Source organism: Escherichia sp. E4702 (assembly GCF_963883545.1).
GTDB lineage: Bacteria > Pseudomonadota > Gammaproteobacteria > Enterobacterales > Enterobacteriaceae > Escherichia.
The window spans coordinates 50017-76487 of sequence record NZ_CAWORF010000028.1; the positions used below are offsets into that span (position 1 = coordinate 50017).

General features: G+C 49.6%; 23 protein-coding genes, 1 tRNA gene and 1 pseudogene. 13 read left to right on the forward strand and 12 right to left on the reverse strand.

The window, feature by feature from the left end:
- The first annotated feature begins 16 nt into the window (after positions 1–16).
- On the forward strand, positions 17–1123 hold the full coding sequence (locus AACU94_RS17870; RefSeq protein WP_135489950.1) for an N-acetylneuraminate epimerase: 1107 nt from the start codon (positions 17–19) through the stop codon (positions 1121–1123).
- 214 nt (positions 1124–1337) lie between these two features.
- Here AACU94_RS17870 and AACU94_RS24800 read toward each other — a convergent pair whose 3' ends face one another.
- Together AACU94_RS24800 and AACU94_RS17880 are read right to left on the reverse strand one after the other, a co-directional pair.
- Entirely contained in the window at positions 1338–1415 is a 78-nt protein-coding gene (locus AACU94_RS24800; protein ID WP_418930469.1) for a hypothetical protein, read from the reverse strand.
- Positions 1415–2065 (reverse strand): HNH endonuclease, encoded by a 651-nt coding sequence (locus AACU94_RS17880; RefSeq protein WP_135489952.1) that lies wholly within the window; start codon positions 2063–2065, stop codon positions 1415–1417. Before AACU94_RS17880 ends, AACU94_RS24800 begins: the two co-directional genes overlap by 1 nt.
- A gap of 136 nt (positions 2066–2201) precedes the next feature.
- Here AACU94_RS17880 and AACU94_RS17885 point away from each other — a divergent pair, with 136 nt between their 5' ends.
- Positions 2202–3074, forward strand: coding sequence for a phosphorothioated DNA-binding restriction endonuclease (locus AACU94_RS17885; protein WP_135489954.1), 873 nt, complete (start codon positions 2202–2204; stop codon positions 3072–3074).
- Between the two features lie 310 nt (positions 3075–3384).
- Here AACU94_RS17885 and yjhR read toward each other — a convergent pair whose 3' ends face one another.
- Positions 3385–6900: a helicase YjhR gene (yjhR, locus tag AACU94_RS17890; RefSeq protein ID WP_135489956.1), complete on the reverse strand. Its 3516-nt coding sequence runs from the start codon at positions 6898–6900 to the stop codon at positions 3385–3387.
- A 293-nt stretch (positions 6901–7193) separates the two neighbouring features.
- A tRNA-Leu gene (locus AACU94_RS17895) sits at positions 7194–7277 on the reverse strand.
- A gap of 217 nt (positions 7278–7494) precedes the next feature.
- Between AACU94_RS17895 and AACU94_RS17900 the strand changes: the two are divergent.
- Together AACU94_RS17900 and AACU94_RS17905 are read left to right on the forward strand one after the other, a co-directional pair.
- A pseudogene (locus AACU94_RS17900) lies at positions 7495–7669 on the forward strand (alcohol dehydrogenase); the annotation flags it as partial.
- Between the two features lie 97 nt (positions 7670–7766).
- Complete coding sequence (locus AACU94_RS17905; RefSeq protein WP_130216641.1) at positions 7767–9269, forward strand: helicase HerA-like C-terminal domain-containing protein; 1503 nt, start codon at positions 7767–7769, stop codon at positions 9267–9269.
- Between the two features lie 125 nt (positions 9270–9394).
- Here the strand turns inward: AACU94_RS17905 and lptG are convergent, their stop codons facing one another.
- From lptG to ytgA, 3 genes are all read right to left on the reverse strand, one after another.
- On the reverse strand, positions 9395–10477 hold the full coding sequence (gene lptG, locus AACU94_RS17910) for an LPS export ABC transporter permease LptG (RefSeq protein WP_105290080.1): 1083 nt from the start codon (positions 10475–10477) through the stop codon (positions 9395–9397).
- Complete coding sequence (gene lptF / locus AACU94_RS17915; RefSeq protein ID WP_105290081.1) at positions 10477–11577, reverse strand: LPS export ABC transporter permease LptF; 1101 nt, start codon at positions 11575–11577, stop codon at positions 10477–10479. The genes lptG and lptF overlap by 1 nt, the downstream gene beginning before the upstream one ends.
- Before the next feature lie 62 nt (positions 11578–11639).
- Positions 11640–11690 carry a protein YtgA gene (gene ytgA, locus AACU94_RS17920; protein ID WP_211180521.1) on the reverse strand — a complete coding sequence of 17 codons (51 nt, stop codon included), beginning with the start codon at positions 11688–11690 and terminating at the stop codon, positions 11640–11642.
- 153 nt (positions 11691–11843) lie between these two features.
- On the opposite strand from ytgA, the gene pepA reads away from it, so the two are divergent.
- The 3 genes from pepA to valS all read left to right on the forward strand — a co-directional run bounded on the left by pepA (position 11844) and on the right by valS (position 16910).
- Positions 11844–13355, forward strand: a complete 1512-nt coding sequence (pepA, locus tag AACU94_RS17925; protein WP_000397144.1) for a leucyl aminopeptidase — start codon at positions 11844–11846, stop codon at positions 13353–13355.
- A 256-nt stretch (positions 13356–13611) separates the two neighbouring features.
- On the forward strand, positions 13612–14055 hold the full coding sequence (holC, locus tag AACU94_RS17930) for a DNA polymerase III subunit chi (RefSeq protein ID WP_000786399.1): 444 nt from the start codon (positions 13612–13614) through the stop codon (positions 14053–14055).
- Complete coding sequence (gene valS, locus AACU94_RS17935; protein ID WP_130259542.1) at positions 14055–16910, forward strand: valine--tRNA ligase; 2856 nt, start codon at positions 14055–14057, stop codon at positions 16908–16910. The genes holC and valS overlap by 1 nt, the downstream gene beginning before the upstream one ends.
- A gap of 49 nt (positions 16911–16959) precedes the next feature.
- On the opposite strand, the gene AACU94_RS17940 is transcribed toward valS, so the two are convergent.
- Positions 16960–18147 (reverse strand): YjgN family protein, encoded by a 1188-nt coding sequence (locus tag AACU94_RS17940; RefSeq protein WP_135489957.1) that lies wholly within the window; start codon positions 18145–18147, stop codon positions 16960–16962.
- 192 nt (positions 18148–18339) lie between these two features.
- On the opposite strand from AACU94_RS17940, the gene AACU94_RS17945 reads away from it, so the two are divergent.
- Complete coding sequence (locus AACU94_RS17945) at positions 18340–18843, forward strand: GNAT family N-acetyltransferase (protein ID WP_135408771.1); 504 nt, start codon at positions 18340–18342, stop codon at positions 18841–18843.
- Positions 18844–18888: 45 nt separating this feature from the next.
- Here the strand turns inward: AACU94_RS17945 and rraB are convergent, their stop codons facing one another.
- A complete protein-coding gene (gene rraB, locus AACU94_RS17950) occupies positions 18889–19305 on the reverse strand; it encodes a ribonuclease E inhibitor RraB (protein WP_130206080.1) in 417 nt (138 codons plus the stop codon).
- 161 nt (positions 19306–19466) lie between these two features.
- Here rraB and argF point away from each other — a divergent pair, with 161 nt between their 5' ends.
- Positions 19467–20471 carry an ornithine carbamoyltransferase gene (argF, locus tag AACU94_RS17955; protein ID WP_135489959.1) on the forward strand — a complete coding sequence of 335 codons (1005 nt, stop codon included), beginning with the start codon at positions 19467–19469 and terminating at the stop codon, positions 20469–20471.
- Positions 20472–20517: 46 nt separating this feature from the next.
- On the opposite strand, the gene tabA is transcribed toward argF, so the two are convergent.
- Entirely contained in the window at positions 20518–20970 is a 453-nt protein-coding gene (gene tabA, locus AACU94_RS17960; RefSeq protein ID WP_130216649.1) for a toxin-antitoxin biofilm protein TabA, read from the reverse strand.
- Positions 20971–21230: 260 nt separating this feature from the next.
- Between tabA and pyrL the strand changes: the two genes are divergently transcribed.
- The 4 genes from pyrL (at position 21231) to AACU94_RS17985 (ending at position 23237) form a co-directional block, all read left to right on the forward strand.
- Positions 21231–21365: a pyr operon leader peptide gene (gene pyrL / locus AACU94_RS17970; protein WP_032341226.1), complete on the forward strand. Its 135-nt coding sequence runs from the start codon at positions 21231–21233 to the stop codon at positions 21363–21365.
- Positions 21366–21368: 3 nt separating this feature from the next.
- Positions 21369–22304, forward strand: a complete 936-nt coding sequence (gene pyrB / locus AACU94_RS17975; RefSeq protein WP_000013052.1) for an aspartate carbamoyltransferase — start codon at positions 21369–21371, stop codon at positions 22302–22304.
- Between the two features lie 12 nt (positions 22305–22316).
- On the forward strand, positions 22317–22778 hold the full coding sequence (gene pyrI, locus AACU94_RS17980) for an aspartate carbamoyltransferase regulatory subunit (RefSeq protein WP_097748119.1): 462 nt from the start codon (positions 22317–22319) through the stop codon (positions 22776–22778).
- 72 nt (positions 22779–22850) lie between these two features.
- The gene (locus AACU94_RS17985) at positions 22851–23237 is read left to right on the forward strand and encodes an enamine/imine deaminase (RefSeq protein WP_000047542.1); all 387 of its coding nucleotides are present in this window, start codon (positions 22851–22853) and stop codon (positions 23235–23237) included.
- Positions 23238–23442: 205 nt separating this feature from the next.
- Here the strand turns inward: AACU94_RS17985 and mgtA are convergent, their stop codons facing one another.
- Positions 23443–26139 (reverse strand): magnesium-translocating P-type ATPase, encoded by a 2697-nt coding sequence (gene mgtA / locus AACU94_RS17990; protein ID WP_135489961.1) that lies wholly within the window; start codon positions 26137–26139, stop codon positions 23443–23445.
- A 142-nt stretch (positions 26140–26281) separates the two neighbouring features.
- On the reverse strand, positions 26282–26335 hold the full coding sequence (mgtL, locus tag AACU94_RS17995; RefSeq protein ID WP_001387276.1) for a mgtA regulatory leader peptide MgtL: 54 nt from the start codon (positions 26333–26335) through the stop codon (positions 26282–26284).
- Positions 26336–26471 lie beyond the last annotated feature (136 nt).

The following is a 26471-nucleotide window of genomic DNA, read 5'->3' on the forward strand; positions in this document are numbered from 1 at the left end:
GCAGGAGTAATTCACAATGAAGAGAACAATAACGGCGCTTGCTATCATGATGGCCTCATTTGCCGCGAACGCGTCTGTATTACCGGAAATTCCAGTACCATTTAAAAGTGGTACTGGTGCAATTGATAACGACACTGTCTACATTGGTTTAGGTAGCGCTGGTACGGCATGGTACAAGCTGGATACGCAAGCCAAAGATAAAAAATGGACAGCTCTGGCTGAATTCCCCGGCGGCGCAAGAGATCAAGCAACGTCCGCATTTATTGATGGTGATTTGTATGTATTTGGCGGTATTGGCAAAAACCAACAAGGTTTAACCAGGGTGTTCAACGATGTGTACAAATATAGCCCAGCAACTAATACCTGGATTAAATTGATGTCACACGCACCGATGGGCATGGCGGGTCATGTGACTTTTGTACACAACGGCAAGGCTTATGTTACTGGCGGTGTTAACCAAAATATCTTCAATGGCTATTTTGAAGATCTCAACGAGGCTGGAAAAGATTCAGCAACTATAGATAAAATCAACGGCCACTATTTTGACAAAAAAGCAGAAAATTATTTCTTCAATAAGTTTCTGTTGTCTTTTGATCCCTCAACACAGCAATGGAGTTACGCTGGCGAATCGCCCTGGTACGGGACGGCTGGTGCGGCGGTTGTGAATAAAGGTGATAAAAACTGGCTTATTAATGGTGAAGCTAAACCAGGATTGCGAACGGATGCCGTATTTGAACTTAATCTTACCGGCAATAACGTAAAATGGAATAAGTTTCCTCCCGTCTCATCACCAGATGGCGTCGCTGGCGGTTTTGCAGGTATTAGCAATGACTCTCTTATATTTGCCGGAGGAGCCGGATTTATAGGCTCGCGCAAAAATTACCAGAACGGTAAGAACTATGCGCATGAAGGCCTGAAAAAATCATATAGCGCTGATATTCATCTTTGGCATAACGGGAAATGGGAGAAATCTGGCGAACTGACGCAAGGTCGAGCCTACGGAGTATCATTGCCCTGGAATAATAGTCTATTGATTATTGGCGGTGAAACTGCGGGTGGTAAAGCTGTTGCGGATTCAGTGTTGCTCTCAGTGAAAGATAATAAAGTTACTGTGCAAAACTAACTTTTCAGGGTATCCATTGCCTGAAAATAAAGATGTTGTTCATCCCGGAATAAAATAACTGGCGCGGTTTGCGCAGATACATCCCGCGCCCGCCATATCACTTTAAAAGAGAACTGACAAACGCGCCTGATGAAAATCCAAATAATTTGAGCAAGGGATATTACGGTTCAGCGTACCGAACGCTGGAGAACTGGACGACGGCGCTACGAAGCCGTCATTTCAGTCGGGGGATGATTGTAGACAAATTTGTTGACGCTATTTTGCAGTTTTGGCGCGAAAGATGAGCGTTCATTAATTTGATTTATTTGCATTCATCAACGCTTTTAACTCCTCCGGCGTAAACGGTGGTTTGCGTCGGTGCAGCATCGCATGGCAATTAGGGCAAACAGGCAGCAAATCATTAACCGGATCCAGCTGGTAATCCTCTTTAATGGCTGAAAGCGGCACAAGGTGATGCATATGGATAAAGCCCTCAGCGATATCGCCATAGATCTTCACCAGATCAACTCCGCATACGTTGCACTGGCATCCGTGATGTTCGACTGCTTTGTCGCGGGCCTTTTTATCGCGTTCATAGCGGTTTACCGTCACTTTTATCGCCGCACCTTCAACGTATCTCTCCTGCGACGCCAACTCATCCGGGAACAGAACATCGGCTATGGGAGCCGCAGCGACTTTATCCTGATGAATATGAAATCCCTGATCTATAAGTAGCTTGACGCATTTAGATTTTATTCCGCCGGTGAAATCCGCAGGCGTAAATTGCGCCCCCGTCATCAACGTTGCTGCGATGCCAGCAATTGCCTTCGACGGGTAACGTCGGCCATGATATTCAATCTCATACAACCGCGCTGGCTGGAACTGATGCGTTTCTCCTGCATCCCATAAATGAATAGCTTCGATGATATAACGCCGCGGAAGATGGTCAGGGAGTTTATTCATGAGGGATGTCCTTATACGTTCTATGAATGGGCAGCAAAAAAACAAATGAGATCAATGTAATATATCTTCGCTTGCAGGCTTGAACAGTAGAAAATTTGCGAGCATGATCGCAATTATTTCACTGCCAAGGATATCAATGGCTTCCAGTAAATCGCTACAGCAGGCAATTGCCAACATAAAAATCTGGCACAAGGGTGAACAGCGCGCGCCTCATAAGCCATTGTTACTGCTATACGTATTAGCGGGATACCTGAATGGACATCCGCGCCTTTTCGATTATGGATCGGAAATCTACGAACCTCTGCACAGTTTACTGGAACGTTTTGGGCCACAGCGTTCACAGTACCGACCTGATATGCCGTTCTGGCGATTACAAGGCGACGGATTCTGGCAATTACACAATGCCGGGCTTTGCTCAACAGCAGGGAGCAGCCGACAACCGCCAGTGAAGGAACTGACCGAATACCACGTTGCAGGCGGTTTCGATGAACAGCACTACGCCCTGGTAACCGGCAATAAAAAACTCATCAATACTCTGGCACAACAGATACTCGAAGCGCACTTCACCGAGAGTATTCAGGAAGAAATTGCTGACGAGCTGGGTTTTGATCTCCAGCAAATCCGTAAACAGCGCGACCCGTTATTTCGCAAAAATGTATTACGCGCCTATAACTACCAGTGCGCGATATGTGGCTTTAATATGCGCCACGATGACACCACCGTCGCGCTGGAAGCAGCGCATATAAAATGGAAACAGCACGGCGGTCCTTGTGAAATTCCTAATGGCCTGGCGCTTTGCGCAATTCACCATAAAGCCTTTGATAAAGGATCGATTGGCCTGGATGAAAATATGCGGGTGCTTGTCTCGGATGCGGTAAACGGCGGAGGTATTGTTGAGAAACTATTCTGGGATTTTGACGGGAAAACTATTGCGTTGCCACAGGTGCGTAAAAATTACCCTTTTGAGGGGTTTGTGGAGTGGCATCGGAAAGAGGTTTTTAGGGGGTGAGGTAATACTTATTTTGCTGATTTAACGTCGCTATCTGATTCAATTCGGCATCATGAACAGCCATGATATGCTTAATACGGGGCGAAGAAATTAGACCGTTATGATCGGTTTAGATTTCCGTTATTACTTGCATTCGCTTTCATTCCTAAAAGCCCCTGCCGTTAATGCCAGACGCATTACGCAAAGGAGAATGATTAGTAAACAATAAGATTGAAAATCAGGAAGGCGACTCGCAATAAATCTGAAAGTCGCTTTCACATTGTTAAAATATATCCCTTACCACTCCTGTGTTGTGAACTGTTCATCACACTTATAGCTGACGTTGATCCAGACTGCTATATATCGCCTTTATTTCATTTTTTACGCCTTCGCCACGGTACACCAAAGACGTATCGTATCGTTGATATTTATCTTCTCGCGCAGCACTGAACCAGTTAAAAGATCCAACGCACAGCAACTCCTCATCTCTAATCACAATTTTGCTGTGAACGCGATTCACCAATTTTGTAGCAATGCCCATATTATTGAGCTTTTCGACTGCATCATTTAGAAGATGCAGTTTCTCCTGGCGCTTATCATCATCGATATGCGCAATATTGCAGTTTTTATCCGTTACCACGGTAATATCAATACCTCGGGAGCGGGCCAGAGCCATTGACGTCAGAAACCCCGTTTGCTCCACTTTTTGCCAGGATAACCAGGGGGAAATAATCGTGATCTTCTGTTGAGCTGCGGCCAGAGCATTATTCAAGAATTCATCATGCTGCTCCACACCATGCAACGTTGAAATTTTTGTCTGTGCGGAAATTAAATCCTGTCGTTTCTGAAACTCAAATTGCAACGCATTATTATCTGAAGCAAACAGAAATTTTGCCAATAACCCTCGCGGCGAAGATGCGGGCTGCATCTCAATAAGGTCCATATCGCCAAAGACCAGAAAACTATCCTTAGCGCGTGAGACAGCAACATTGAGGATACTGCTGTTGCTATCAAGAAACCTGCCATCTTCATGTTTTGAGTAGACTGGGGAAAAGAGAACAATCGCCCTTTCCGCACCCTGCAAGGAGTGCACAGTCCCCACTGTCAGTGAGTCCTCTTCGTCTTTGTCATTAATCTCCAGCTTACGCAATGACGTTTTGATGGCATTAACCTGCGCCGAAAATGGCGTCACAACACCAACAACTTTGTACAGAGGTTCCCCGTAATGGCGCTCTATATCATCCTTATGTGTCGCCAGCCATGCTGCTATTGTTTCAGCTTCAAGAGGGTTATAACGGCTCCCCCCATTTGGCTTCATGCCTCGGCCATCAATATGCAGATATCCCATTGCGGGAAAAATCGTCCCTTTTTCCATCCCTCTTTTAGGCTGCAACTTACCGTGATAGCAAAGTGAGTTACAGTAGCCGATGATGTTATTGAAACAGCGACGATGCTCATACAGATACATTCCGCGCTCGAACTTGAGATCATACTGGTAGCGGGAGTTGAACTGGGCAACCTGCATTACGCTACCAGATGCTGCACTTTTTCCAGACCCACACACATGGGAATATGTATTTATTAACTCTTCCTGAGTGCCACCAGAAAGAATATTCTCCTCAAGCATATTGCCCATATCAGTAACGGGTAGACAATTCCAGATTGGAGCTATTTGCTCCGTATCGCCAATCACCAGTGCTTTCTTCGCCAATGCAAAAGAGGCCGCAGCAACCTCCGGGAGTACCTGCCCTGCTTCATCGACAATCAGTAAATCGGCAAAGTTATATAAATAATTATTATCCGATGTTCTGTCCCCACCAAAAGATTTTCTCCTGTTCATATGGTAAGGCAACATGTAGCAGGTCATTACCACACAAGGAGTAAGTTTCATTCTTCTTAGCCAACGAGCCTCGGCGATAGTTGTCCCGGTAATTCCTTTTTCTTTTTGCAGGTTATCAATTGCCGCCATATCCATCAGCCAGCGACCTTCCCAATAATGAGTCGCTAACAAGAACGCTGGAAAACGAATCTGAGTATCGGCAAGCTCGTCCGCTCCGGCGAGGTTCAGCTCATCGTCTCCCCTGTAGCCCAGAGCATAAGTCAACCCGCGCCATTGTTTTGCTGCTTCCATTTCGCTTCGGGCTATGTCCTGCGCAAAGTTGATATTCTGTTGGCACGCCGCCTGCTCTTGTTGCGCTTTAGCGATCAAACTATCGATAAATTTATCAATATCTTCGGGACAATTTCCCTGGAACGCTGTCATTCTTGCGCCGAACGTAGAGTCCAGGAAGAGGTTAATCTGGTAATGGCGTTTAGCACGAACAGCAGGGAGCCATGACAAAAATGCATACATAAGCGACTCATCGGCACGGTATTGCTGCCACTGCTTTTTACCTCTGGCTAAAAGTGAAATTTCATTGCCAATATTGAGAAGAAGTGTGTTTTTGTCCTGAAGATACTGGTCGAGATTCTCACTGATGACTCGCTGTTCATGGCGGATATCATTGAGTCTGCGCCATGCGGGTTCGATTTGCTGAAGTTGCATAAACTGTGAAGTTAAACGTTCATGCAAAAGCGTCACTACATGCTCTGGCGAATTGCACTCTCCAGCTCCAAACGCCGCCTCCGCTTTTTCAAGGTAAAAGGCCCGGGCTTTTTCCAGATATTCCTGGGATTCAACGCGGTTAAAAAAATCTTCAGTCTGGTATTTCTTCGCTGCCTCAACCTGACGGCTTTTAGACGGAAAATAAGCGCCATAGCTTATTACCTCCGGCAACCAACGCCCAGACATTACGCCAAAACCAGTAGAGAAATCTTTTCCAAAGGCTTCAATAATATTGGTGACGGCCTGATTGTTAGTCGATGTGGCAATAATTACAGGAGGTTCAGTTTGATTAAGTGCGGCTCTTGTCCATTCGGTGGCAATAATAGAAAGCACCAGCGTAGTTTTACCCGTTCCCGGAGGACCGTTGACAGCGAGCATATCACCCTGCTGTTGAGTCAGATAATGGCTCAGGGCATCGCGCTGCGCCACTGCCAGCGGAAACTTATCGCCGGAATGCCCCAGACGTTCGCAGAACATCGCATTCTTAGCGAGAAGTGGCTCCACTGGAGCCATTTCGTTTGAGGCAAAACGCGTTAATAGCGGAACCTTAACCTGGCTCATCAGAAGATGGTCATACATAGGCAGGATATGAACGCTGGCCCCTACATGCTGGCTAGCTTTAACAATATAACCGTATCCAGCCCGTTCGTATGGCTCAGATGTAGCGACCCAATTTCCAGCGACGTTTCTTAAAAGGTTATCTGACTGTTGTAGATAATTTTGCCAATGCTGACGATACCTGGCATGGCGTTCCGCTTTCTCTTCGTCAGTTTCTTCGTAATGTTCTGGTTCATCTTCATTAATGGTGGCTGTGTTATGCGTGGTTTTGTATTTGTCATATTGCGCCAACTCACCAATAGAAAAATGACCGGAAGGGAGAGGTTCAAGCAGATCGCGGGGAATAGTGGCTGAAGCGGCAGGAAACAAAAAACCTTCCCTATTCAGAAGAGCGGAGGTAACCAGTGGCGTGATAATTGCGGGTGCACCTGCCATTTGCTCTTTGCCATGCTTTACTATGCGGTTCCACACTTGGGGCCGTAACACGACTTCAACGGTTTTTACCGACTCCCCTTCACCGTCAAAAAATGCCCGAATAGTCTCGTCATCCAACTGCCCTGCGGTGATATTTATCCATCGAATGAATGAATCTGTATCTTTACGTGAAAACGTTCCTTTACCAGATTCGGCGTCAGCTAAGGAGTTGCGCCAGTATGAAGTGAATCCCAATGTATTGCTGTCCATTTTCCATTCCGTGACATAATAGAAATCATTGATTTCATTGATGTAAATATTACTTATGATTAAACATTGTCCACGATGCGAGCACGATCGCAATAAATATTGTGCCTGGAGGATGGATTAGATTTTCTGAAAGAGCCGAATCCTTAATAGATAAGCGCAAACATACTTGGTTCGGTATTCTTAAGGGAATTAATATGGATTGAACCAGGTGGAAAAAAACAGCGGAAAAGATTTGTGTAGCGCGGATTTCAGGCATAAAAAAAGACCTCAGTTGAGGTCTATTTACATACTTTTGGTGCCGAAGGCGGACTCGAACCGGCACGTATTTCTACGGTTGATTTTGAATCAACTGCGTCTACCGATTTCGCCACTTCGGCACTGAAGAGGTATGCGGAAAACGTTGTGAATTATACCTGTCACGCGCCACCATGCAAGCGCCAGCTTGTGCCAGCCTCGCTAAGTGCTGAAAATTTCAGCGTTGTCTTCAGCGATATGTAACCTTTGTCACACTCCAGGCCCCGCTCAGCCATTCTCTACACTTCCCGGGCAACACCAGTGAACGACAAAAGCATGTCGATAATCAATAACGAATAGGGATTGTCGCAATATCCGCTAATTGCCGAACATAAGGTGATTCGCCGCGTGGTTGCCCAGGGTAGCGCCGCGCAGCCGTGGTCACTGCGGCGCCTGTATTCGCGATAATCAGATCAACTTCTGGCAAGGTGCAGTGCCTACAATTATGAATTGCGGAGGCTTTGTTGGGTCGCTTCTGCCAGGACTTTAAGATATCTCGCAATCGGCTGAATTTAGTGGTGAAAACTTTTTAACCGTGCCTATACTCCAGACAGGGAACTGGAGGAAATCTCATGAGCGAATCACGTTTAATTGCCCGCACGCCGGACACAGAACTGTTTTTACTACCCGCTATGGCTAACCGTCACGGACTGATTACTGGCGCAACGGGGACAGGTAAAACTGTCACGCTGCAAAAACTGGCGGAATCTCTGTCAGAAATCGGCGTTCCGGTGTTTATGGCCGATGTAAAAGGTGATTTGACCGGGGTTGCGGCAGAAGGTACTACCTCGGAAAAACTGCTCGCTCGGTTGAAAAATATCGGCGTCAACGACTGGCAACCACATGCGAATCCAGTGGTGGTATGGGATATTTTTGGTGAGAAAGGTCATCCAGTGCGGGCAACGGTATCGGATCTCGGGCCGTTGTTGCTGGCGCGTTTGTTGAATCTCAACGATGTGCAATCTGGCGTCCTGAATATCATTTTCCGTATTGCTGACGATCAGGGATTGTTGCTTCTCGACTTTAAAGATTTGCGGGCGATTACCCAATACATCGGTGATAACGCCAAATCATTCCAGAATCAGTACGGTAATATCAGTAGCGCATCGGTTGGTGCCATCCAGCGCGGATTACTGACGCTGGAACAGCAAGGGGCAACGCATTTCTTTGGTGAGCCGATGCTGGATATCAAAGACTGGATGCGTACTGATGCCAACGGTAAGGGTGTTATCAATATCCTTAGCGCCGAAAAACTCTACCAGATGCCTAAACTGTACGCCGCCAGCCTGTTGTGGATGCTTTCAGAGTTGTATGAACAATTGCCGGAAGCAGGCGATCTGGATAAACCGAAACTGGTGTTTTTCTTCGACGAAGCGCATCTGTTGTTTAACGATGCGCCTCAGGTGCTGCTGGATAAGATTGAACAGGTAATAAGGCTTATCCGTTCAAAAGGCGTGGGCGTCTGGTTTGTTTCGCAAAACCCTTCTGATATTCCGGACAACGTGCTTGGGCAGTTGGGAAATCGCGTTCAGCACGCTCTGCGCGCCTTTACACCGAAAGACCAGAAAGCAGTGAAGACGGCAGCGCAAACCATGCGCCCCAACCCTGCATTTGATACGGAAAAGGCGATTCAGGAACTAGGAACCGGCGAAGCGTTGATCTCTTTTCTGGATGCGAAAGGAAGCCCTTCTGTGGTAGAGCGTGCGATGGTGATCGCGCCTTGTTCACGGATGGGGCCAGTGACAGAAGATGAGCGTAATGGCTTGATTAATCACTCCCCGGTGTATGGCAAGTATGAAGATGACGTGGACCGGGAATCCGCCTATGAGATGTTGCAAAAAGGCGTACAGGCAAGCACCGAGCAGCAAAATACCCCTCCGGCCAAAGGGAAAGAGATAAGTGAAGATGACGGTATTCTGGGTGGGTTGAAGGATATTTTGTTTGGCACTACCGGACCACGCGGCGGGAAGAAAGATGGCGTGGTGCAAACAATGGCGAAAAGCGCCGCCCGCCAGGTGACGAATCAGATTGTACGCGGTGTGCTGGGGAGTTTGCTTGGGGGGAGAAAAAGGTAAGTCAGGCGCTGTTTGTGTTCTCTCACACCAGCTTGCCTTTGCCTGATGCACTACGCTTATCAGGCCTACGCCACTTTGCTAACAATAATAAAGGGAGCTTTAGCTCCCTTTATTCATTCATCAAGTTACGATTTTCTCATTAACAGCCACAGACTGATTAAGAAGAAGCTGGCGCTTGGCAACAGTGCGCCGATAATCGGCGGGATGCCGTAAACCAACGTCAGCGGGCCGAAGATCTGGTCCAGTACGTAGAACACAAAACCGAAGCTAATACCGGTGACCACACGAACGCCCATCGGCACGCTGCGCAGTGGACCGAAGATAAATGACAGCGCCATCAGCATCATTACCGCCACGGATAGCGGCTGGAAGATTTTGCTCCACATATTAAGCTGGTAGCGCCCGGCGTCCTGACCGCTCGACTTCAGATACTTCACGTAGTTGTGCAAACCACTGATGGAGAGCGCATCAGGATCCAGCGCTACCACGCCCAGTTTGTCCGGCGTGAGGTTGGTTTTCCAGGTGCCGCTCACCGTCTGCGAACCGGTTATCTGTTTTGGATTGGTCAGGTCAGATTCATCAACCTGCGACAGACGCCAGACTTTATGTTCAGGGTCAAACTTCGCGGAAGCGGCATAGCGAACGGATTGCAGACGACGATTCTCGTTAAAGGCATAAATACTGATACCACCTAACTCTTCGTCACCTTTTACTCGCTCAATATAGACAAAGTTGTCACCATCTTTGGCCCATAAACCTTGTTGAGTAGAGAGCAACGAACCACCGTACATCGCCTGCGCGCGGTAGTTACGCGCCATCTGTTCGCCCTGCGGCGCGACCCATTCGCCAATCGCCATCGTCAGCAAAACCAGTGGAATGGCGGTTTTCATTACTGATAACGCGACTTGCATGCGGGTAAAACCAGAAGCCTGCATCACCACCAGTTCGCTGCGCTGTGCCAGCATCCCCAGTCCGAGCAACGCGCCCAGCAGGGCCGCCATCGGGAAGAAGATTTGCACATCTTTCGGCACGCTCAGCAGGGTATACATCCCCGCGCCTACCGCGTCGTAACTCCCCTGCCCGGCTTTTTTCAGCTGATCGACAAACTTGATAATGCCGGAAAGCGACACCAGCATGAACAGCGTCATCATGATGGTGGTGAAAATGGTTTTACCGATATAGCGGTCAAGAACACCAAAAGGTTGCATCACACCGCTCCTTTACGCGAAAAACTGGCGCGCAGGCGGCGGACCGGCACGGTGTCCCAAAGGTTGAGAACAATCGCCAAAGCCAGATAAATCAGGTTAACGGTCCACATCCACAGCGTCGGGTCCAGCTTACCTTTACCGCCGTTCGATTTAAGGGAGGTCTGGATCAGGAAGAAAAGCAGATATAGCAGCATGGCTGGCAGCATCGACAGGACACGTCCCTGACGCGGGTTAACCACGCTCAGAGGCACAACCATGAGCGCCATCATAAACACGGTGAATACCAGCGTGATACGCCAGTTCAGTTCTGCGCGGGCACGATCGGTGTCGGTGTTCCACAATGTGCGCATGTCCATCTGGTCGGTATCGTTCGGGTCGAGCGCCACCGCCTGGTGACCAATGATCGCCTGATAATCCTGGAAGTCCGTGATGCGGAAATCACGTAACAGTGCAGTGCCTTCGAAGCGCGTTCCCTGGTTGAGGCTGACGACCTGGGATCCGTCGCGCAGTTGCGTTAAATGTCCGGAATCGGCCACCACCACAGAAGGACGCGCGTTACCTTTTGGTCGAATTTGCGCGAGGAACACATCTTTGAAATCGCTGCCATCAACACTTTCAATGAACAGCACTGAGCTGCCATTAGTCGCTTGCTGGAATTGCCCTTGCGCCAGCGCCGCCATGCCTGGGTTAGCTTTCGCTTCTGCCAGCACTTCATCCTGATGGCGCGATGACCACGGCCCCGCCCACATCACGTTAACCGCCGCGACAATCGCCGTGAACACCGCGAGAACCATCGCCGCTTTCACCAGAACCGCTTTGCTCAGGCCGCAGGCATGCATTACCGTAATTTCACTTTCGGTATACAGTTTGCCCAGCGTCATCAGCAGCCCGAGGAACAGGCTTAATGGCAGGATAAGCTGCGCCATTTCCGGCACGCCCAGCCCCAACAGGGAGAGCACCAGATTCGCCGGAATATCGCCGTCAACCGCTGCGCCGAGGATCCTCACTAACTTTTGACAGAAGAAGATCAAAAGCAAGATGAAGAGTATCGCCAGCTGGCTTTTGAGCGTCTCCCGCACCAGATATCTTATGATTATCACTTTAAATACGCCCGTAAAAACTCGTCTTTTGCAGGATTTTAGCTTGTTTCATGGCTTAAACGTCATTTATTCTCTTGAGTCGTCGAAATCGTCGCTAAGATAATTATACTCAACGGATTCACCTCTCAGATTTTGTTCTGACGTGCCAATGCCGTAATAACGTTAAGATTAACACGAAGTCATCGCAACAGCGGACATGAGTTACGAAAGCTTGCAATTCTATCTGTAGCCACCGCCGTTGTCTTTAAGATTCAGGAGCGTAGTGCATGGAGTTTAGTGTAAAAAGCGGTAGCCCGGAGAAACAGCGGAGTGCCTGCATCGTCGTGGGCGTCTTCGAACCACGTCGCCTTTCTCCGATTGCAGAACAGCTCGATAAAATCAGCGATGGGTACATCAGCGCCCTGCTGCGCCGAGGCGAACTGGAAGGAAAACCGGGGCAGACGCTGTTGCTCCACCATGTGCCGAACGTGCTTTCTGAGCGCATCCTTCTTATTGGTTGTGGTAAAGAACGTGAGCTGGATGAGCGCCAGTACAAACAAGTCATTCAGAAAACCATTAACACACTGAATGATACTGGCTCGATGGAAGCGGTCTGTTTCCTGACTGAACTGCACGTTAAAGGCCGTAACAACTACTGGAAAGTGCGTCAGGCTGTCGAGACAGCAAAAGAGACGCTCTACAGTTTCGATCAACTGAAAACGAACAAGAGCGAACCGCGTCGTCCGCTGCGTAAAATGGTGTTCAACGTGCCGACCCGCCGTGAACTGACCAGCGGGGAGCGCGCGATCCAGCACGGTCTGGCGATTGCCGCCGGGATTAAAGCTGCGAAAGATCTCGGCAATATGCCGCCGAATATCTGTAACGCCGCTTACCTCGCCTCTCAGGCGCGCCAGCTGGCTGACAGCTACAGCAAGAATGTTATTACCCGCGTTATCGGCGAACAGCAGATGAAAGAGCTGGGGATGCATTCCTATCTGGCGGTCGGTCAGGGTTCGCAAAACGAATCGCTGATGTCGGTGATTGAGTACAAAGGCAACGCGTCGGAAGATGCACGCCCAATCGTGCTGGTCGGTAAAGGTTTAACCTTTGACTCCGGCGGTATCTCCATCAAGCCTTCCGAAGGCATGGATGAGATGAAGTACGATATGTGCGGCGCGGCAGCGGTTTACGGCGTGATGCGGATGGTCGCAGAGCTACAACTGCCGATTAACGTTATCGGCGTGCTGGCTGGCTGCGAAAACATGCCTGGCGGGCGTGCCTATCGTCCGGGCGATGTGTTAACCACCATGTCCGGTCAAACCGTAGAAGTGCTGAATACCGACGCCGAAGGCCGTCTGGTGCTGTGCGATGTGTTAACTTACGTGGAGCGTTTTGAGCCAGAAGCGGTGATTGACGTGGCGACGCTGACTGGTGCCTGCGTGATCGCGCTGGGCCATCACATTACCGGTCTGATGGCGAACCATAACCCGCTGGCCCATGAGCTGATTGCTGCATCTGAACAATCCGGTGACCGCGCATGGCGTTTACCGCTGGGTGACGAGTATCAGGAACAGCTGGAGTCCAATTTTGCCGATATGGCGAACATTGGCGGTCGTCCTGGTGGGGCAATTACCGCAGGTTGCTTCCTGTCGCGCTTTACCCGCAAGTACAACTGGGCGCACCTGGATATTGCAGGAACCGCCTGGCGTTCTGGTAAAGCAAAAGGCGCCACCGGTCGTCCGGTAGCGTTGCTGGCACAGTTCCTGTTAAACCGCGCTGGGTTTAACGGCGAAGAGTAATTGCATCAGGCAATGCTGTTATTGTCGGATGCGGCATGAACGCCTTATCCGACCTACACAGCACTGAACTCGTAGGCCTGATAAGACGCGGCAGCGTCGCATCAGGCAATGCTGTTATTATCGGATGCGGCGTGAACGCCTTATCCGACCTACACAGCACTGAACTCGTAGGCCTGATAAGACGCGGCAGCGTCGCATCAGGCAATGCTGTGTATTACCAGATGCATATTTAAATCCACCACAAGAAGCCCCATATATGAAAAACGCAACGTTCTACCTTCTGGACAATGACACCACCGTCGATGGCTTAAGCGCCGTTGAGCAGCTGGTGTGTGAAATTGCCGCAGAACGTTGGCGCAGTGGTAAGCGCGTGCTCATCGCCTGTGAAGATGAAAAGCAGGCTTACCGGCTGGATGAAGCCCTGTGGGCACGTCCGGCAGAAAGCTTTGTTCCGCATAATTTAGCAGGAGAAGGACCGCGCGGCGGTGCGCCGGTGGAGATCGCCTGGCCGCAAAAGCGTAGCAGCAGCCCGCGCGATATATTGATTAGTCTGCGAACAAGCTTTGCAGATTTTGCCACCGCTTTCACAGAAGTGGTAGACTTCGTCCCTTATGAAGATTCTCTGAAACAACTGGCGCGCGAACGCTATAAAGCCTACCGCGTGGCTGGTTTCAACCTGAATACGGCAACCTGGAAATAATGGAAAAGACATATAACCCACAAGATATCGAACAGCCGCTTTACGAGCACTGGGAAAAGCAGGGCTACTTTAAGCCTAATGGCGATGAAAGCCAGGAAAGTTTCTGCATCATGATCCCGCCGCCGAACGTCACCGGCAGTTTGCATATGGGTCACGCCTTCCAGCAAACCATCATGGATACCATGATCCGCTATCAGCGCATGCAGGGCAAAAACACCCTGTGGCAGGTCGGTACTGACCACGCAGGGATCGCTACCCAGATGGTCGTTGAGCGCAAGATTGCCGCAGAAGAAGGTAAAACCCGTCACGACTACGGCCGCGAAGCTTTCATCGACAAAATCTGGGAATGGAAAGCGGAATCCGGCGGCACCATTACCCGTCAGATGCGCCGTCTCGGCAACTCCGTCGACTGGGAGCGTGAACGCTTCACCATGGACGAAGGCCTGTCCAATGCGGTGAAAGAAGTTTTCGTTCGTCTGTATAAAGAAGACCTGATTTACCGTGGCAAACGCCTGGTAAACTGGGACCCGAAACTGCGCACCGCTATCTCCGACCTGGAAGTGGAAAACCGCGAATCGAAAGGTTCGATGTGGCACATCCGCTATCCGCTGGCTGACGGCGCGAAAACCGCAGACGGTAAAGATTATCTGGTGGTTGCGACTACCCGTCCGGAAACCCTGCTGGGCGATACTGGCGTGGCCGTTAACCCGGAAGATCCGCGTTATAAAGATCTGATTGGCAAATATGTCATTCTGCCGCTGGTTAACCGTCGTATTCCGATCGTTGGCGACGAACACGCCGACATGGAAAAAGGCACCGGCTGCGTGAAGATCACCCCAGCGCACGACTTTAACGACTATGAAGTCGGTAAACGTCACGCCCTGCCGATGATCAACATCCTGACCTTTGACGGCGATATCCGTGAAAGCGCCCAGGTGTTCGATACCAAAGGTAACGAATCTGACGTTTATTCCAGCGAGATCCCGGCAGAGTTCCAGAAACTCGAGCGTTTTGCTGCGCGTAAAGCCATCGTTGCTGCGGTTGACGCGCTTGGCCTGCTGGAAGAAATTAAACCGCACGACCTGACCGTTCCTTACGGCGACCGTGGCGGCGTAGTTATCGAACCGATGCTGACCGACCAGTGGTACGTGCGTGCCGATGTACTGGCGAAACCGGCGGTTGAAGCGGTTGAGAACGGCGACATTCAGTTCGTACCGAAGCAGTACGAAAACATGTACTTCTCCTGGATGCGCGATATTCAGGACTGGTGTATCTCTCGTCAGCTGTGGTGGGGTCACCGTATCCCTGCATGGTATGACGAAGCGGGTAACGTTTATGTTGGCCGCAACGAAGATGAAGTGCGTAAAGAAAATAACCTCGGTGCTGATGTTGCTCTGCGTCAGGACGAAGACGTTCTCGACACCTGGTTCTCTTCTGCGCTGTGGACATTCTCTACCCTTGGCTGGCCGGAAAACACCGACGCCCTGCGTCAGTTCCACCCAACCAGCGTAATGGTGTCTGGTTTCGACATCATCTTCTTCTGGATTGCCCGCATGATCATGATGACCATGCACTTCATCAAAGATGAAAATGGCAAACCGCAGGTGCCGTTCCACACAGTTTACATGACCGGTCTGATTCGTGATGACGAAGGCCAGAAGATGTCTAAATCTAAGGGTAACGTTATCGACCCGCTGGATATGGTTGACGGTATTTCGCTGCCAGAACTGCTGGAAAAACGTACCGGCAATATGATGCAGCCGCAGCTGGCGGACAAAATCCGTAAGCGCACCGAGAAGCAGTTCCCGAACGGCATTGAGCCGCACGGTACTGACGCGCTGCGCTTCACCCTGGCGGCGCTGGCTTCTACTGGTCGTGACATCAACTGGGATATGAAGCGTCTGGAAGGCTACCGTAACTTCTGTAACAAGCTGTGGAACGCCAGCCGCTTTGTGCTGATGAACACGGAAGGTCAGGATTGCGGCTTCAACGGCGGCGAAATGACGCTGTCACTGGCGGACCGCTGGATTCTGGCTGAGTTCAACCAGACCATCAAAGCGTACCGCGAGGCGCTGGACAGCTTCCGCTTCGATATCGCAGCTGGCATTTTGTATGAGTTCACCTGGAACCAGTTCTGTGACTGGTATCTGGAGCTGACTAAGCCGGTAATGAACGGTGGAACAGAAGCCGAACTGCGCGGTACTCGCCATACGCTGGTGACTGTACTGGAAGGTCTGCTGCGCCTCGCGCATCCGATCATTCCGTTCATCACCGAAACCATCTGGCAGCGTGTGAAAGTACTTTGCGGCATCACTGCCGACACCATCATGCTGCAACCGTTCCCGCAGTACGATGCATCTCAGGTCGATGAAGCCGCACTGGCCGACACCGAGTGGCTGAAGCAGGCGATCGTTGCGGTACGTAACATCCGTGCAGAAATGAACATCGCGCCGGGCAAACCGCTGGAGCTGCTGCTGCGTGGTTGCAGCGCGGATGCAGAACGTCGCGTAAATGAAAACCGTGGCTTCCTGCAAACGCTGGCGCGTCTGGAAAGTATCACCGTGCTGCCTGCCGATGACAAAGGCCCGGTTTCCGTTACCAAGATCGTCGACGGTGCAGAGCTGCTGATCCCGATGGCTGGCCTCATCAACAAAGAAGATGAGCTGGCGCGTCTGGCGAAAGAAGTGGCGAAGATTGAAGGTGAAATCAGCCGCATCGAGAACAAGCTGGCGAACGAAGGCTTTGTAGCGCGCGCACCGGAAGCGGTCATCGCGAAAGAGCGTGAGAAGCTGGAAGGCTATGCGGAAGCGAAAGCGAAACTGATTGAACAGCAGGCTGTTATCGCCGCGCTGTAATCAACACAGTGAAGAAAACGAAGGCCGGAGCATGCTCCGGCCTTTTTATTTAGATAAACGGAACATACGGCATAATACCGCGAGATATCCACATTAACGGACCGCTATCCTGCGGTTTGTCATCATTAGTTAACTCCAGCGAATCAAGGTCGCCCTGGACATGGGTATTGTTAGCAATCCAGCTAACCATCCACATTTTCAGCCAGGGATAAGCCAGACCACAGGTAATTGAGGACCCCATTAATACCGCCAACATGCGCAGAAGCATACCGATCGCGGTAACAGATGAATGAAAACGAATAGTGCCATTTGCCAGCGTCAGGTTATTCAAAAACAGATTGCGTAACGTGACATAGAGATAACTGGCAAAAACAAGAATCGCGACAAAATACAGGAAATAAGAAGCCATAATCTGCGGGTAATATTGCAATACTAGCTCCCTGCCCGCATCAGACCTACCCAACATGGTCATCATCATTAACTGCTGAAATACTGGCGCAATCATAATACCAATCACAATGATGAAAGGAACCATGGTTAATATTGCGAGCATACAGCCTTTAATGCATTCTTTTACATTGACCTTAATGGAAAATTGATGGACACCAAAAGTCGCGTTATTACCCAGTAATGGCATCCACTTGCTATAGGTAATACCGTTGATAACACCCAGTCCGATGACGGAAAGCAAACTTAAGACCACTAAGTTAAAGAATAACCCACCTATCGATGTCGTCACTTGCGCAATAAGGTACAGTACGAGCCAAAAAGCTAATGCCAACAGAACAGGCAGACCTAACATAACCCACCATGCACGGAGCATTGAGCAGTTAAAGCCAAAGCGAATACCATTCAGCGAGGTCATGTTTGCCTGATACTGCAGACTCTTCACTGCCATGCAAGGAATACCGCAGATCAAGAGAGCAAACAGGAGAAAAGCAAGAACAAAGTGTTGGCCTGCAAAACAAGAAATACTGAAAAAATAAACGATCATAATAAGCAACATGCTAACAAAAATGGCACCACCTGTTCCCTTATAACTAAATGGTTGCCCCTTGAGTGTCACATGCTGATAAATATAACGACGGCATTTCACTAATGCCCACGGCCCATATATTCCCAGAGTAATAATTGTCAGCAAACAATTCACAAGACAAATAAGAAAATACTCACCACCTTTTCCTGTAAAAACAAATGCGTGACGAGGATTATCTTTCCCGACGTTTACACCATTCATGAACTATATCCCTAAAATAAATTCCATTCATATAGATAATAATTCCAGTCAATTGATACTGGACCATCTAGAATACGCTTTATCTAAGCGATATATGCTTAATATTTTCTGATTTATCTTCTTCTTGCACCACCAAAGCGAGGGTGGTATTAAAGGGAGCTATAAATCATACATTTGAAATTGAGCTATGCTATGAATGTTGTCGTTTCCCCCGCGCTCCGTTTGCGCAAACTTACCGCCGCCGATAATGCTGCTATTGCCAGCGTCATCCGCCAGGTGTCCGCAGAGTACGGTCTTACCGCTGATAAAGGCTATACCGTCGCCGATCCCAATCTCGACGAATTGTATCAAGTGTATAGTCAGCCCGGTCATGCCTATTGGGTAGTTGAGCACAATGGCGAAGTGGTGGGCGGCGGCGGGATTGCGCCATTAGCAGGTAGTGAATCGGACATTTGCGAACTGCAGAAAATGTATTTTCTTCCTGCTATTCGCGGCAAAGGGCTGGCGAAAAAACTGGCCTTAATGGCGATGGAGCAGGCACGAGAAATGGGCTTCAAACGCTGCTATCTGGAAACGACTGCTTTTTTGAAAGAAGCGATTGGTTTGTATGAACATTTAGGTTTTCAACATATCGACTATGCACTTGGCTGCACGGGCCATGTTGATTGTGAAGTGCGGATGTTGCGCGAACTCTAAAAAAATGCCCGCTAGTGTGTGCTATCGGGCATTTTAATCAATTAATTAATGGCGAACACCGTCATCGTCTTCGTCGACATAATCTTCATCGTCGCCATCTTCGCCGTTAGGATCTTCAAAATAAGTCCCCCAACCGTCGTATTCAACGTCGAATTTCTCTGCCAGGTTCATCAATTGCTCAACCTGGGCATCGATCAGATCGGCATTCAACGCGCATTCGCTGACGATGTCACAGCAAATTACGATATCCCCATCTTCCACTTCCAGCTCTTCCGGATCGGTCACTTCGTAGCCGAGTTTAAACGCTTCAACCGCTGCTTTTTCCAGGGTTTCCAGATCGTCTGCGGAAAGGTGATGTTCGATGGTGTACAGCGCGTCCGGATCGCTGCCATCTTCCAGTAATTCTTCAATAATCAAACGTGTTTCTTCACGCTGTTCTTCGAGTTGTTCCGGGTTTGCCATGACTTATTCCTCTTAATGTCCTGCTGATACTCTTATTGTCACACACCACTGACATTGCCTCCACCTTTGTGACAAAGTTTTATGCTTTAGGCTTGCAAATGAATATTCATACATATAAATTGAATTTTAATTCATTATGGCGTAAGCCACAGGAGGGATCTATGTCCGGGTTTTATCATAAGCATTTCCTGAAATTACTTGATTTCACGCCAGCTGAACTCAACACCTTGCTCCAGCTAGCCGCTAAACTAAAAGCAGATAAAAAAAGCGGTAAAGAAGAAGCCAGACTCACTGGTAAAAACATCGCGCTCATCTTCGAAAAAGACTCAACCCGTACCCGATGCTCTTTCGAAGTTGCCGCATATGACCAGGGCGCTCGCGTCACTTATCTCGGCCCAAGCGGCAGCCAGATTGGTCATAAAGAGTCAATTAAAGATACCGCCCGCGTGCTTGGCCGCATGTATGACGGTATTCAGTATCGCGGCTATGGTCAGGAGATTGTCGAAATACTGGCGGAATACGCTGGCGTCCCGGTATGGAATGGGCTGACCAATGAGTTCCACCCCACGCAACTGCTGGCAGATCTACTGACCATGCAAGAACATTTACCGGGTAAAGCGTTTAATGAGATGACGCTGGTCTACGCCGGAGATGCCCGCAATAACATGGGCAATTCGATGCTCGAAGCTGCGGCGCTGACCGGTCTGGATTTGCGTCTGGTGGCGCCACAGGCATGCTGGCCGGAATCTTCGCTGGTTACGGAATGCCGCGCCCTGGCACAACAAAATGGCGGGAATATTACCCTGACAGAAGATGTCGCGACTGGCGTTAAAGGTGCTGACTTTATCTATACCGATGTATGGGTGTCGATGGGTGAAGCAAAAGAGAAATGGGCTGAACGGATTGCATTGCTGCGTGATTATCAGGTGAATAGCAAGATGATGCAGTTAACTGGTAACCCGGAGGTCAAATTCCTCCACTGCCTGCCCGCGTTTCATGATGACCAAACAACGCTTGGCAAAAAGATGGCTGAAGAATTTGGCCTACATGGTGGGATGGAAGTAACGGACGAGGTTTTCGAATCTCCTGCCAGCATTGTTTTTGATCAGGCGGAAAACCGTATGCATACTATCAAAGCGGTAATGGTCGCGACGCTTGCCAAATAATTTCAGTACCGGAGGCGGCTTCACGTCGCCACCGGCAGGTACTCGCTTAAGCCATCAGCATCTTAACAACCGCTTTGCGAACCTGAGCAGGCTCACCCACTGCGCACAGCGGTTTGTGCACTTCACCCGGATAAAACACAACAAAATCGCCTTCATTAAGGATAACTGTTTTCTCTTCAATACCTTCAGGCAAAAAGGCGATGTCTTTATCAGCTAACCAGTCAGTATCCGGCGTACCCGCAGGCTGTGTGCTAAAAGTCATTCCTTCCTGCCCTTTTAACACAATCTGGATGTCGAGATAGCGGGCATGATACTCCGCGCGACGCGCTTCATACGGCTCAGTCATATCTTCAGAGATAAGATAAAACAGACGGTTGCCTTCGATATCATGCTTACCTTTTGGCGTTTCTGCCGTAACGTGCATTTTGATATGTTCAATGGCCTGGCGTAACTCTTCTGGCAACCACGGCTGGAGATTATGAATATTTCCGATGATCATCTTTTTCATTCCTCAATTAAAACAATGTTTCATTTCTCTCGTTATACGTAATTCCTTACTGCCATACCAGCATTTTTTGCTGTCCGATTGCGCCAAAGTATGTTTTCCTACCCGCTTGCCACAAAAACAAGCATTGTTAAAAACTCAATTTTAAAGCATATAAATTCACTACAATCGTTTACCTGCGTAATTTTTTGCATCAATCGCTTGATCCCACTTTCTGGCTGAGTATAATGCCGGACAATTTGCCGGGAGGATGTATGGTTCAGTGTGTTCGACATTTTGTCTTACCGCGTCTGAAAAAAGACGCTGGCCTGCCGTTTTTCTTCCCGTTGTTCACCTATTCCCAGCCCCTCAATCGAGGGGCTTTTTTTTGCCCAGGCGTCAGGAGATAAAAGATGGCTAATCCGCTATATCAGAAACATATCATTTCCATAAACGACCTTAGTCGCGATGACCTTAATCTGGTGCTGGCGACAGCGGCGAAACTAAAAGCGAACCCGCAACCAGAACTGTTGAAACATAAAGTGATTGCCAGTTGCTTCTTCGAAGCATCAACCCGCACCCGCCTCTCTTTCGAAACCTCGATGCACCGCCTGGGCGCTAGTGTGGTGGGATTCTCTGACAGCGCAAACACCTCATTGGGAAAAAAAGGGGAAACGCTGGCTGATACCATCTCGGTTATCAGCACTTACGTCGATGCGATTGTGATGCGCCATCCACAGGAAGGTGCGGCACGCCTGGCAACCGAATTTTCCGGCAATGTACCGGTACTGAATGCCGGTGATGGCTCCAACCAACATCCGACGCAAACCTTGCTGGATCTGTTCACCATTCAGGAAACCCAGGGACGTCTCGACAATCTTCGCGTCGCAATGGTCGGCGACCTGAAATATGGTCGCACCGTTCACTCCCTGACCCAGGCGCTGGCGAAGTTCGACGGCAACCGTTTTTACTTCATCGCCCCGGATGCGCTGGCAATGCCGCAGTACATTCTGGATATGCTCGATGAAAAAGGTATCGCCTGGAGTCTGCATAGTTCCATTGAAGAAGTGATGGCGGAAGTGGACATTCTGTATATGACTCGCGTGCAAAAAGAGCGTCTGGACCCGTCCGAATACGCCAACGTAAAAGCACAGTTTGTCCTGCGCGCCAGCGATCTCCACAACGCCAAAGCCAATATGAAAGTGCTGCATCCGCTGCCGCGTATTGATGAAATTGCGACGGATGTCGATAAAACGCCGCACGCCTGGTACTTCCAGCAAGCAGGCAATGGGATTTTCGCTCGCCAGGCGTTACTGGCACTGGTTCTGAATCGCGATCTGGTACTGTAAGGGGAAATAGAGATGACACACGATAATAAATTGCAGGTTGAAGCTATTAAACGCGGCACGGTAATTGACCATATCCCCGCCCAGATCGGTTTTAAGCTGTTGAGCTTGTTCAAGTTAACAGAAACCGATCAGCGCATCACCATCGGTCTGAACCTACCTTCCGGCGAGATGGGCCGCAAGGATCTGATCAAAATCGAAAATACCTTTTTAAATGAAGATCAAGTAGACCAACTGGCACTGTATGCGCCGCAAGCCACGGTAAACCGTATCGACAACTATGAAGTGGTCGGCAAATCACGCCCCAGCCTGCCGGAACGTATTGATAATGTGCTGGTCTGCCCGAACAGCAACTGTATCAGCCATGCAGAACCGGTTTCTTCCAGCTTTGCCGTGAGAAAACGCGCCAATGATATTGCGCTCAAATGCAAATATTGTGAAAAAGAGTTTTCGCATAATGTGGTGCTGGCCAATTAATTGCGGTTGGTAATAAATGTCAGGCTCCCTATAATGAGCCAGACTTTTTACCGCTGTAATAAAGGAGAAATCATGAGCAAAACTATCGCGACGGAAAATGCACCCGCAGCTATCGGTCCGTATGTTCAGGGCGTTGATCTGGGCAGTATGATCATCACTTCCGGTCAGATCCCGGTAAACCCGAAAACTGGCGAAGTACCGGCAGACGTCGCTGCACAGGCGCGTCAGTCGCTGGATAACGTAAAAGCGATCGTGGAAGCGGCAGGTCTGAAAGTGGGCGATATCGTTAAAACCACTGTATTTGTGAAAGATTTGAACGATTTCGCAACCGTAAACGCCACTTACGAAGCGTTCTTCACCGAGCACAATGCCACCTTCCCGGCACGTTCTTGCGTTGAAGTTGCACGTCTGCCGAAAGACGTGAAGATTGAGATCGAAGCGATCGCTGTTCGTCGCTAATCTTGATGGAAATCCGGGCTATCATGCCCGGATTAAGTCTGATGACAAAAGCAAAATCGCCTGATGCGCTACGCTTATCAGGCCTACGTGATTCCTGCAATTTATTGAATTTGTAGGCCGGATAAGGCGTTTACGCCGCATCCGGCATGAACAAAGCTCACTTTGTCTGCAATCTGAATCCTGGCCACCATGCCCAGTTAATTCTTTACTGCCAGCCGTAACGACGACTATAAATCCCTTTAACCAACTGCGTTAACACCATATACCCTGCCAGAATCGCAACCAGCCACGGGAAATAGCTTAACGGCAGCGCCTGCAGCTGCAGATAACTGGCCAGCGGTGAAAACGGCAATGCGATCCCGACAATCATCACGATCACGGTCATGATCATTAACGGCCACGATGCACAGCTCTGAATAAACGGCACACGGCGGGTGCGGATCATATGCACAATCAGCGTTTGCGACAGTAATCCCACCACAAACCAGCCCGACTGGAACAGCGTTTGCGTTTCCGGCGTATTCGCATGAAATACCCACCACATCAGGCAAAACGTCAGAATATCGAAGATCGAGCTGATCGGTCCGAAGAAGATCATAAAACGCCCCAGATCCGCCGGATTCCAACGCTGCGGCTTTTGAATTTGCTCGTCATCAACGTTATCAAACGGGATCGCTACCTGCGATACATCGTACAGTAAGTTCTGGATCAGTAAGTGCAATGGCAACATCGGCAGGAAGGGCAAGAAAGCACTCGCCACCAGCACGCTGAACACATTACCGAAGTTAGAACTTGCCGTCATTTTGATGTATTTCAGCATGTTGGCAAAAGTTCGGCGTCCTTCAATAACCCCCTCTTCCAGTACCATCAGGCTTTTTTCCAGCAGAATGATATCAGCCGCTTCACGGGCAATATCTACCGCCCCGTCCACAGAAATACCGATATCCGCAGCACGTAAGGCGGGCGCATCATTAATACCATCGCCCATAAAGCCAACCACATGCCCTTCGCGCTTCAGTAAGGTCACGATGCGTTCCTTATGCATCGGCGTCAGGCGGGCAAACAACGTGGTACGCTGCGCGAGATTTGCCAGTTCGTCGTCAGATAGCGTTTCAATATCACTACCAATTACCACCTCTCCCGCATCTAGTCCCACTTCATGGCACACTTTCGCCGCCACTAATTCACTGTCGCCAGTAAGGATTTTGACGGTAATTCCACTCGCTTTTAATGCCTTCAGTGCCGGAGCGGTTGTCTCTTTTGGCGGATCAAGGAAAGCAATATATCCTTCGAGGATCAGGTCGGATTCATCCGCCCGCTGGTAATCTCCTTCACGTGCTGGCAGGTATTTCGTCGCCACCGCAACCACGCGCAGCCCCTGACGATTCAGCGTATCGGTTACCCGCTTAATCTTACGCAGCATGGTGTCATCGAGCGGAACAATCGCGCCATTGTGACGCACCTGCGAACACACATTGAGGATTTCCTGCAATGCGCCTTTGCACACCAGTTGATGGTGTTCGTCATTTTCTGCCACTACCACCGACATCCGGCGACGCTCAAAATCAAACGGAATCTCATCAATTTTTTGCCAACGACTGGCCAGCGAGCGCGCTGACTCTTCATCCGTACCTTCGAGCACCGCTGTATCAAGCAGGTTTTTAAGTCCGGTCTGGTAATGACTGTTCAACCACGCGCTATGCAGCACGCGCTCACTGGTTTTACCGGAGATATCGGTATGATTCTCCAGCACAATTTTATCTTGCGTCAGGGTGCCTGTTTTATCAGTGCACAGAATATCCATTGCACCAAAGTTCTGAATCGCATCCAGATGTTTGACGATCACTTTCTGTTTCGACAGTTTTACCGCACCACGCGCCAGCGTCGAGGTGACAATCATCGGCAACATTTCCGGCGTTAAGCCTACCGCTACCGAAAGCGCGAACAGTGCCGCTTCCCACCAGTCGCCTTTGGTGTAACCGTTGATAAGCAACACCACGGGCGCCATCACCAGCATAAAGCGAATCAGCAGCATACTGACGCGGCTAATCCCTTGCTGAAACGCATTCGGCTCGCTTTCCTGCTCGCTGACACGCCCCGCCAGTTGACCAAACCAGGTGTTGGCACCTGTGGCAATCACCATTGCTTGTGCCGTACCGCTCACCACGGTGGTGCCCATAAAACACAGGGTATCGCACTCCAGCGGATTGCTGTGCTCTGGCTGGCGAGTGGTTGCGGCTTTTTCCACGGGCAGAGACTCACCGGTTAATGACGCCTGAGCGACGAACAGATCCCGCGCCTGCAAAATACGTAAATCTGCCGGGATCATATCCCCCGCCGCCAGTTTAATAATATCGCCAGGCACCAGCTGGTCGATCGGGATCTCCAGCCAGCCATTTTCGCCTTTGTCGTTAATTACGCGCAGCACCGTCGCAGTATTACTGACCATCGCTTTCAGGGCATCTGCTGCTTTGGTGGAGCGCGCTTCCTGAATAAAGTTCAGCAACGTAGAAATAGCGACCATTAACGCAATAACGCCCGCGGCAAATAAATCTTCCGTGGCGTAAGAAATGCCGCCGAGGATCGTGAGCAAAATATTAAAAGGGTTGCGATAACAGACCCACAAATGTACCCACCACGGCGACGGTTGTTGCGCGGGTAGTTTATTTTCACCGTGTTGTTCGCGGGCTAATTCCACTTCCGCCTGATTTAACCCTTCTGGATGCGTGCCGAAGGTTTTCCATAATTCCTTTTCTGGCATCACCGCCATTTTCAGGCAATGCGCGCTTAAGGAAGGCGGGATCGGAATATTCGCTGTCTGTTGCGCACCAGGCAACGGATCGCGATGGACCAGACGAGAAGGTAAATGGCGAATGAGCCGGGTAAAAATTTCTTTAAACATAGGAAGTCCCTCCGCACCCTGTAAGTATGGTGCAGAAAATATCTTCAGGCGTCGCAAAGCCTTACCTGAAGGTAATAAACATGAGCTGGGACGTTAAAACGTCACGGCCTTACACATCCGGTAATGCCGTGAAAAGACAGGCTTACCGGAAAAGTTTTAATCTCCGTCGAGGGAGAGGCGTGGGATCAGGTTCCATAAAACCTCCGGTAAGTGAAAAAAGCGCCGCAAATAATAAGGAGAATCCAATAATATTCGTAGCATTTATGCCGATATAATATCTGCAAGCAACTAAACCAACGATAAACCAGACTTTACCCATTGCTGAATGCGTG

Coding starts and splice junctions, on each gene's coding strand:
- AACU94_RS17985 (WP_000047542.1), top strand. CDS start 22,851: ATGAGCAAAACTATCGCGACGGAAAATGCACCCGCAGCTATCGGTCCG.
- pyrI (WP_097748119.1), top strand. CDS start 22,317: ATGACACACGATAATAAATTGCAGGTTGAAGCTATTAAACGCGGCACG.
- AACU94_RS24800 (WP_418930469.1), bottom strand. CDS start 1,415: ATGAACGCTCATCTTTCGCGCCAAAACTGCAAAATAGCGTCAACAAAT.
- yjhR (WP_135489956.1), bottom strand. CDS start 6,900: ATGGACAGCAATACATTGGGATTCACTTCATACTGGCGCAACTCCTTA.
- valS (WP_130259542.1), top strand. CDS start 14,055: ATGGAAAAGACATATAACCCACAAGATATCGAACAGCCGCTTTACGAG.
- pyrL (WP_032341226.1), top strand. CDS start 21,231: ATGGTTCAGTGTGTTCGACATTTTGTCTTACCGCGTCTGAAAAAAGAC.
- rraB (WP_130206080.1), bottom strand. CDS start 19,305: ATGGCAAACCCGGAACAACTCGAAGAACAGCGTGAAGAAACACGTTTG.
- lptG (WP_105290080.1), bottom strand. CDS start 10,477: ATGCAACCTTTTGGTGTTCTTGACCGCTATATCGGTAAAACCATTTTC.
- pyrB (WP_000013052.1), top strand. CDS start 21,369: ATGGCTAATCCGCTATATCAGAAACATATCATTTCCATAAACGACCTT.
- tabA (WP_130216649.1), bottom strand. CDS start 20,970: ATGATCATCGGAAATATTCATAATCTCCAGCCGTGGTTGCCAGAAGAG.
- holC (WP_000786399.1), top strand. CDS start 13,612: ATGAAAAACGCAACGTTCTACCTTCTGGACAATGACACCACCGTCGAT.
- argF (WP_135489959.1), top strand. CDS start 19,467: ATGTCCGGGTTTTATCATAAGCATTTCCTGAAATTACTTGATTTCACG.
- AACU94_RS17870 (WP_135489950.1), top strand. CDS start 17: ATGAAGAGAACAATAACGGCGCTTGCTATCATGATGGCCTCATTTGCC.
- AACU94_RS17905 (WP_130216641.1), top strand. CDS start 7,767: ATGAGCGAATCACGTTTAATTGCCCGCACGCCGGACACAGAACTGTTT.
- pepA (WP_000397144.1), top strand. CDS start 11,844: ATGGAGTTTAGTGTAAAAAGCGGTAGCCCGGAGAAACAGCGGAGTGCC.
- AACU94_RS17945 (WP_135408771.1), top strand. CDS start 18,340: ATGAATGTTGTCGTTTCCCCCGCGCTCCGTTTGCGCAAACTTACCGCC.
- AACU94_RS17885 (WP_135489954.1), top strand. CDS start 2,202: ATGGCTTCCAGTAAATCGCTACAGCAGGCAATTGCCAACATAAAAATC.
- AACU94_RS17940 (WP_135489957.1), bottom strand. CDS start 18,147: ATGAATGGTGTAAACGTCGGGAAAGATAATCCTCGTCACGCATTTGTT.
- mgtA (WP_135489961.1), bottom strand. CDS start 26,139: ATGTTTAAAGAAATTTTTACCCGGCTCATTCGCCATTTACCTTCTCGT.
- AACU94_RS17880 (WP_135489952.1), bottom strand. CDS start 2,065: ATGAATAAACTCCCTGACCATCTTCCGCGGCGTTATATCATCGAAGCT.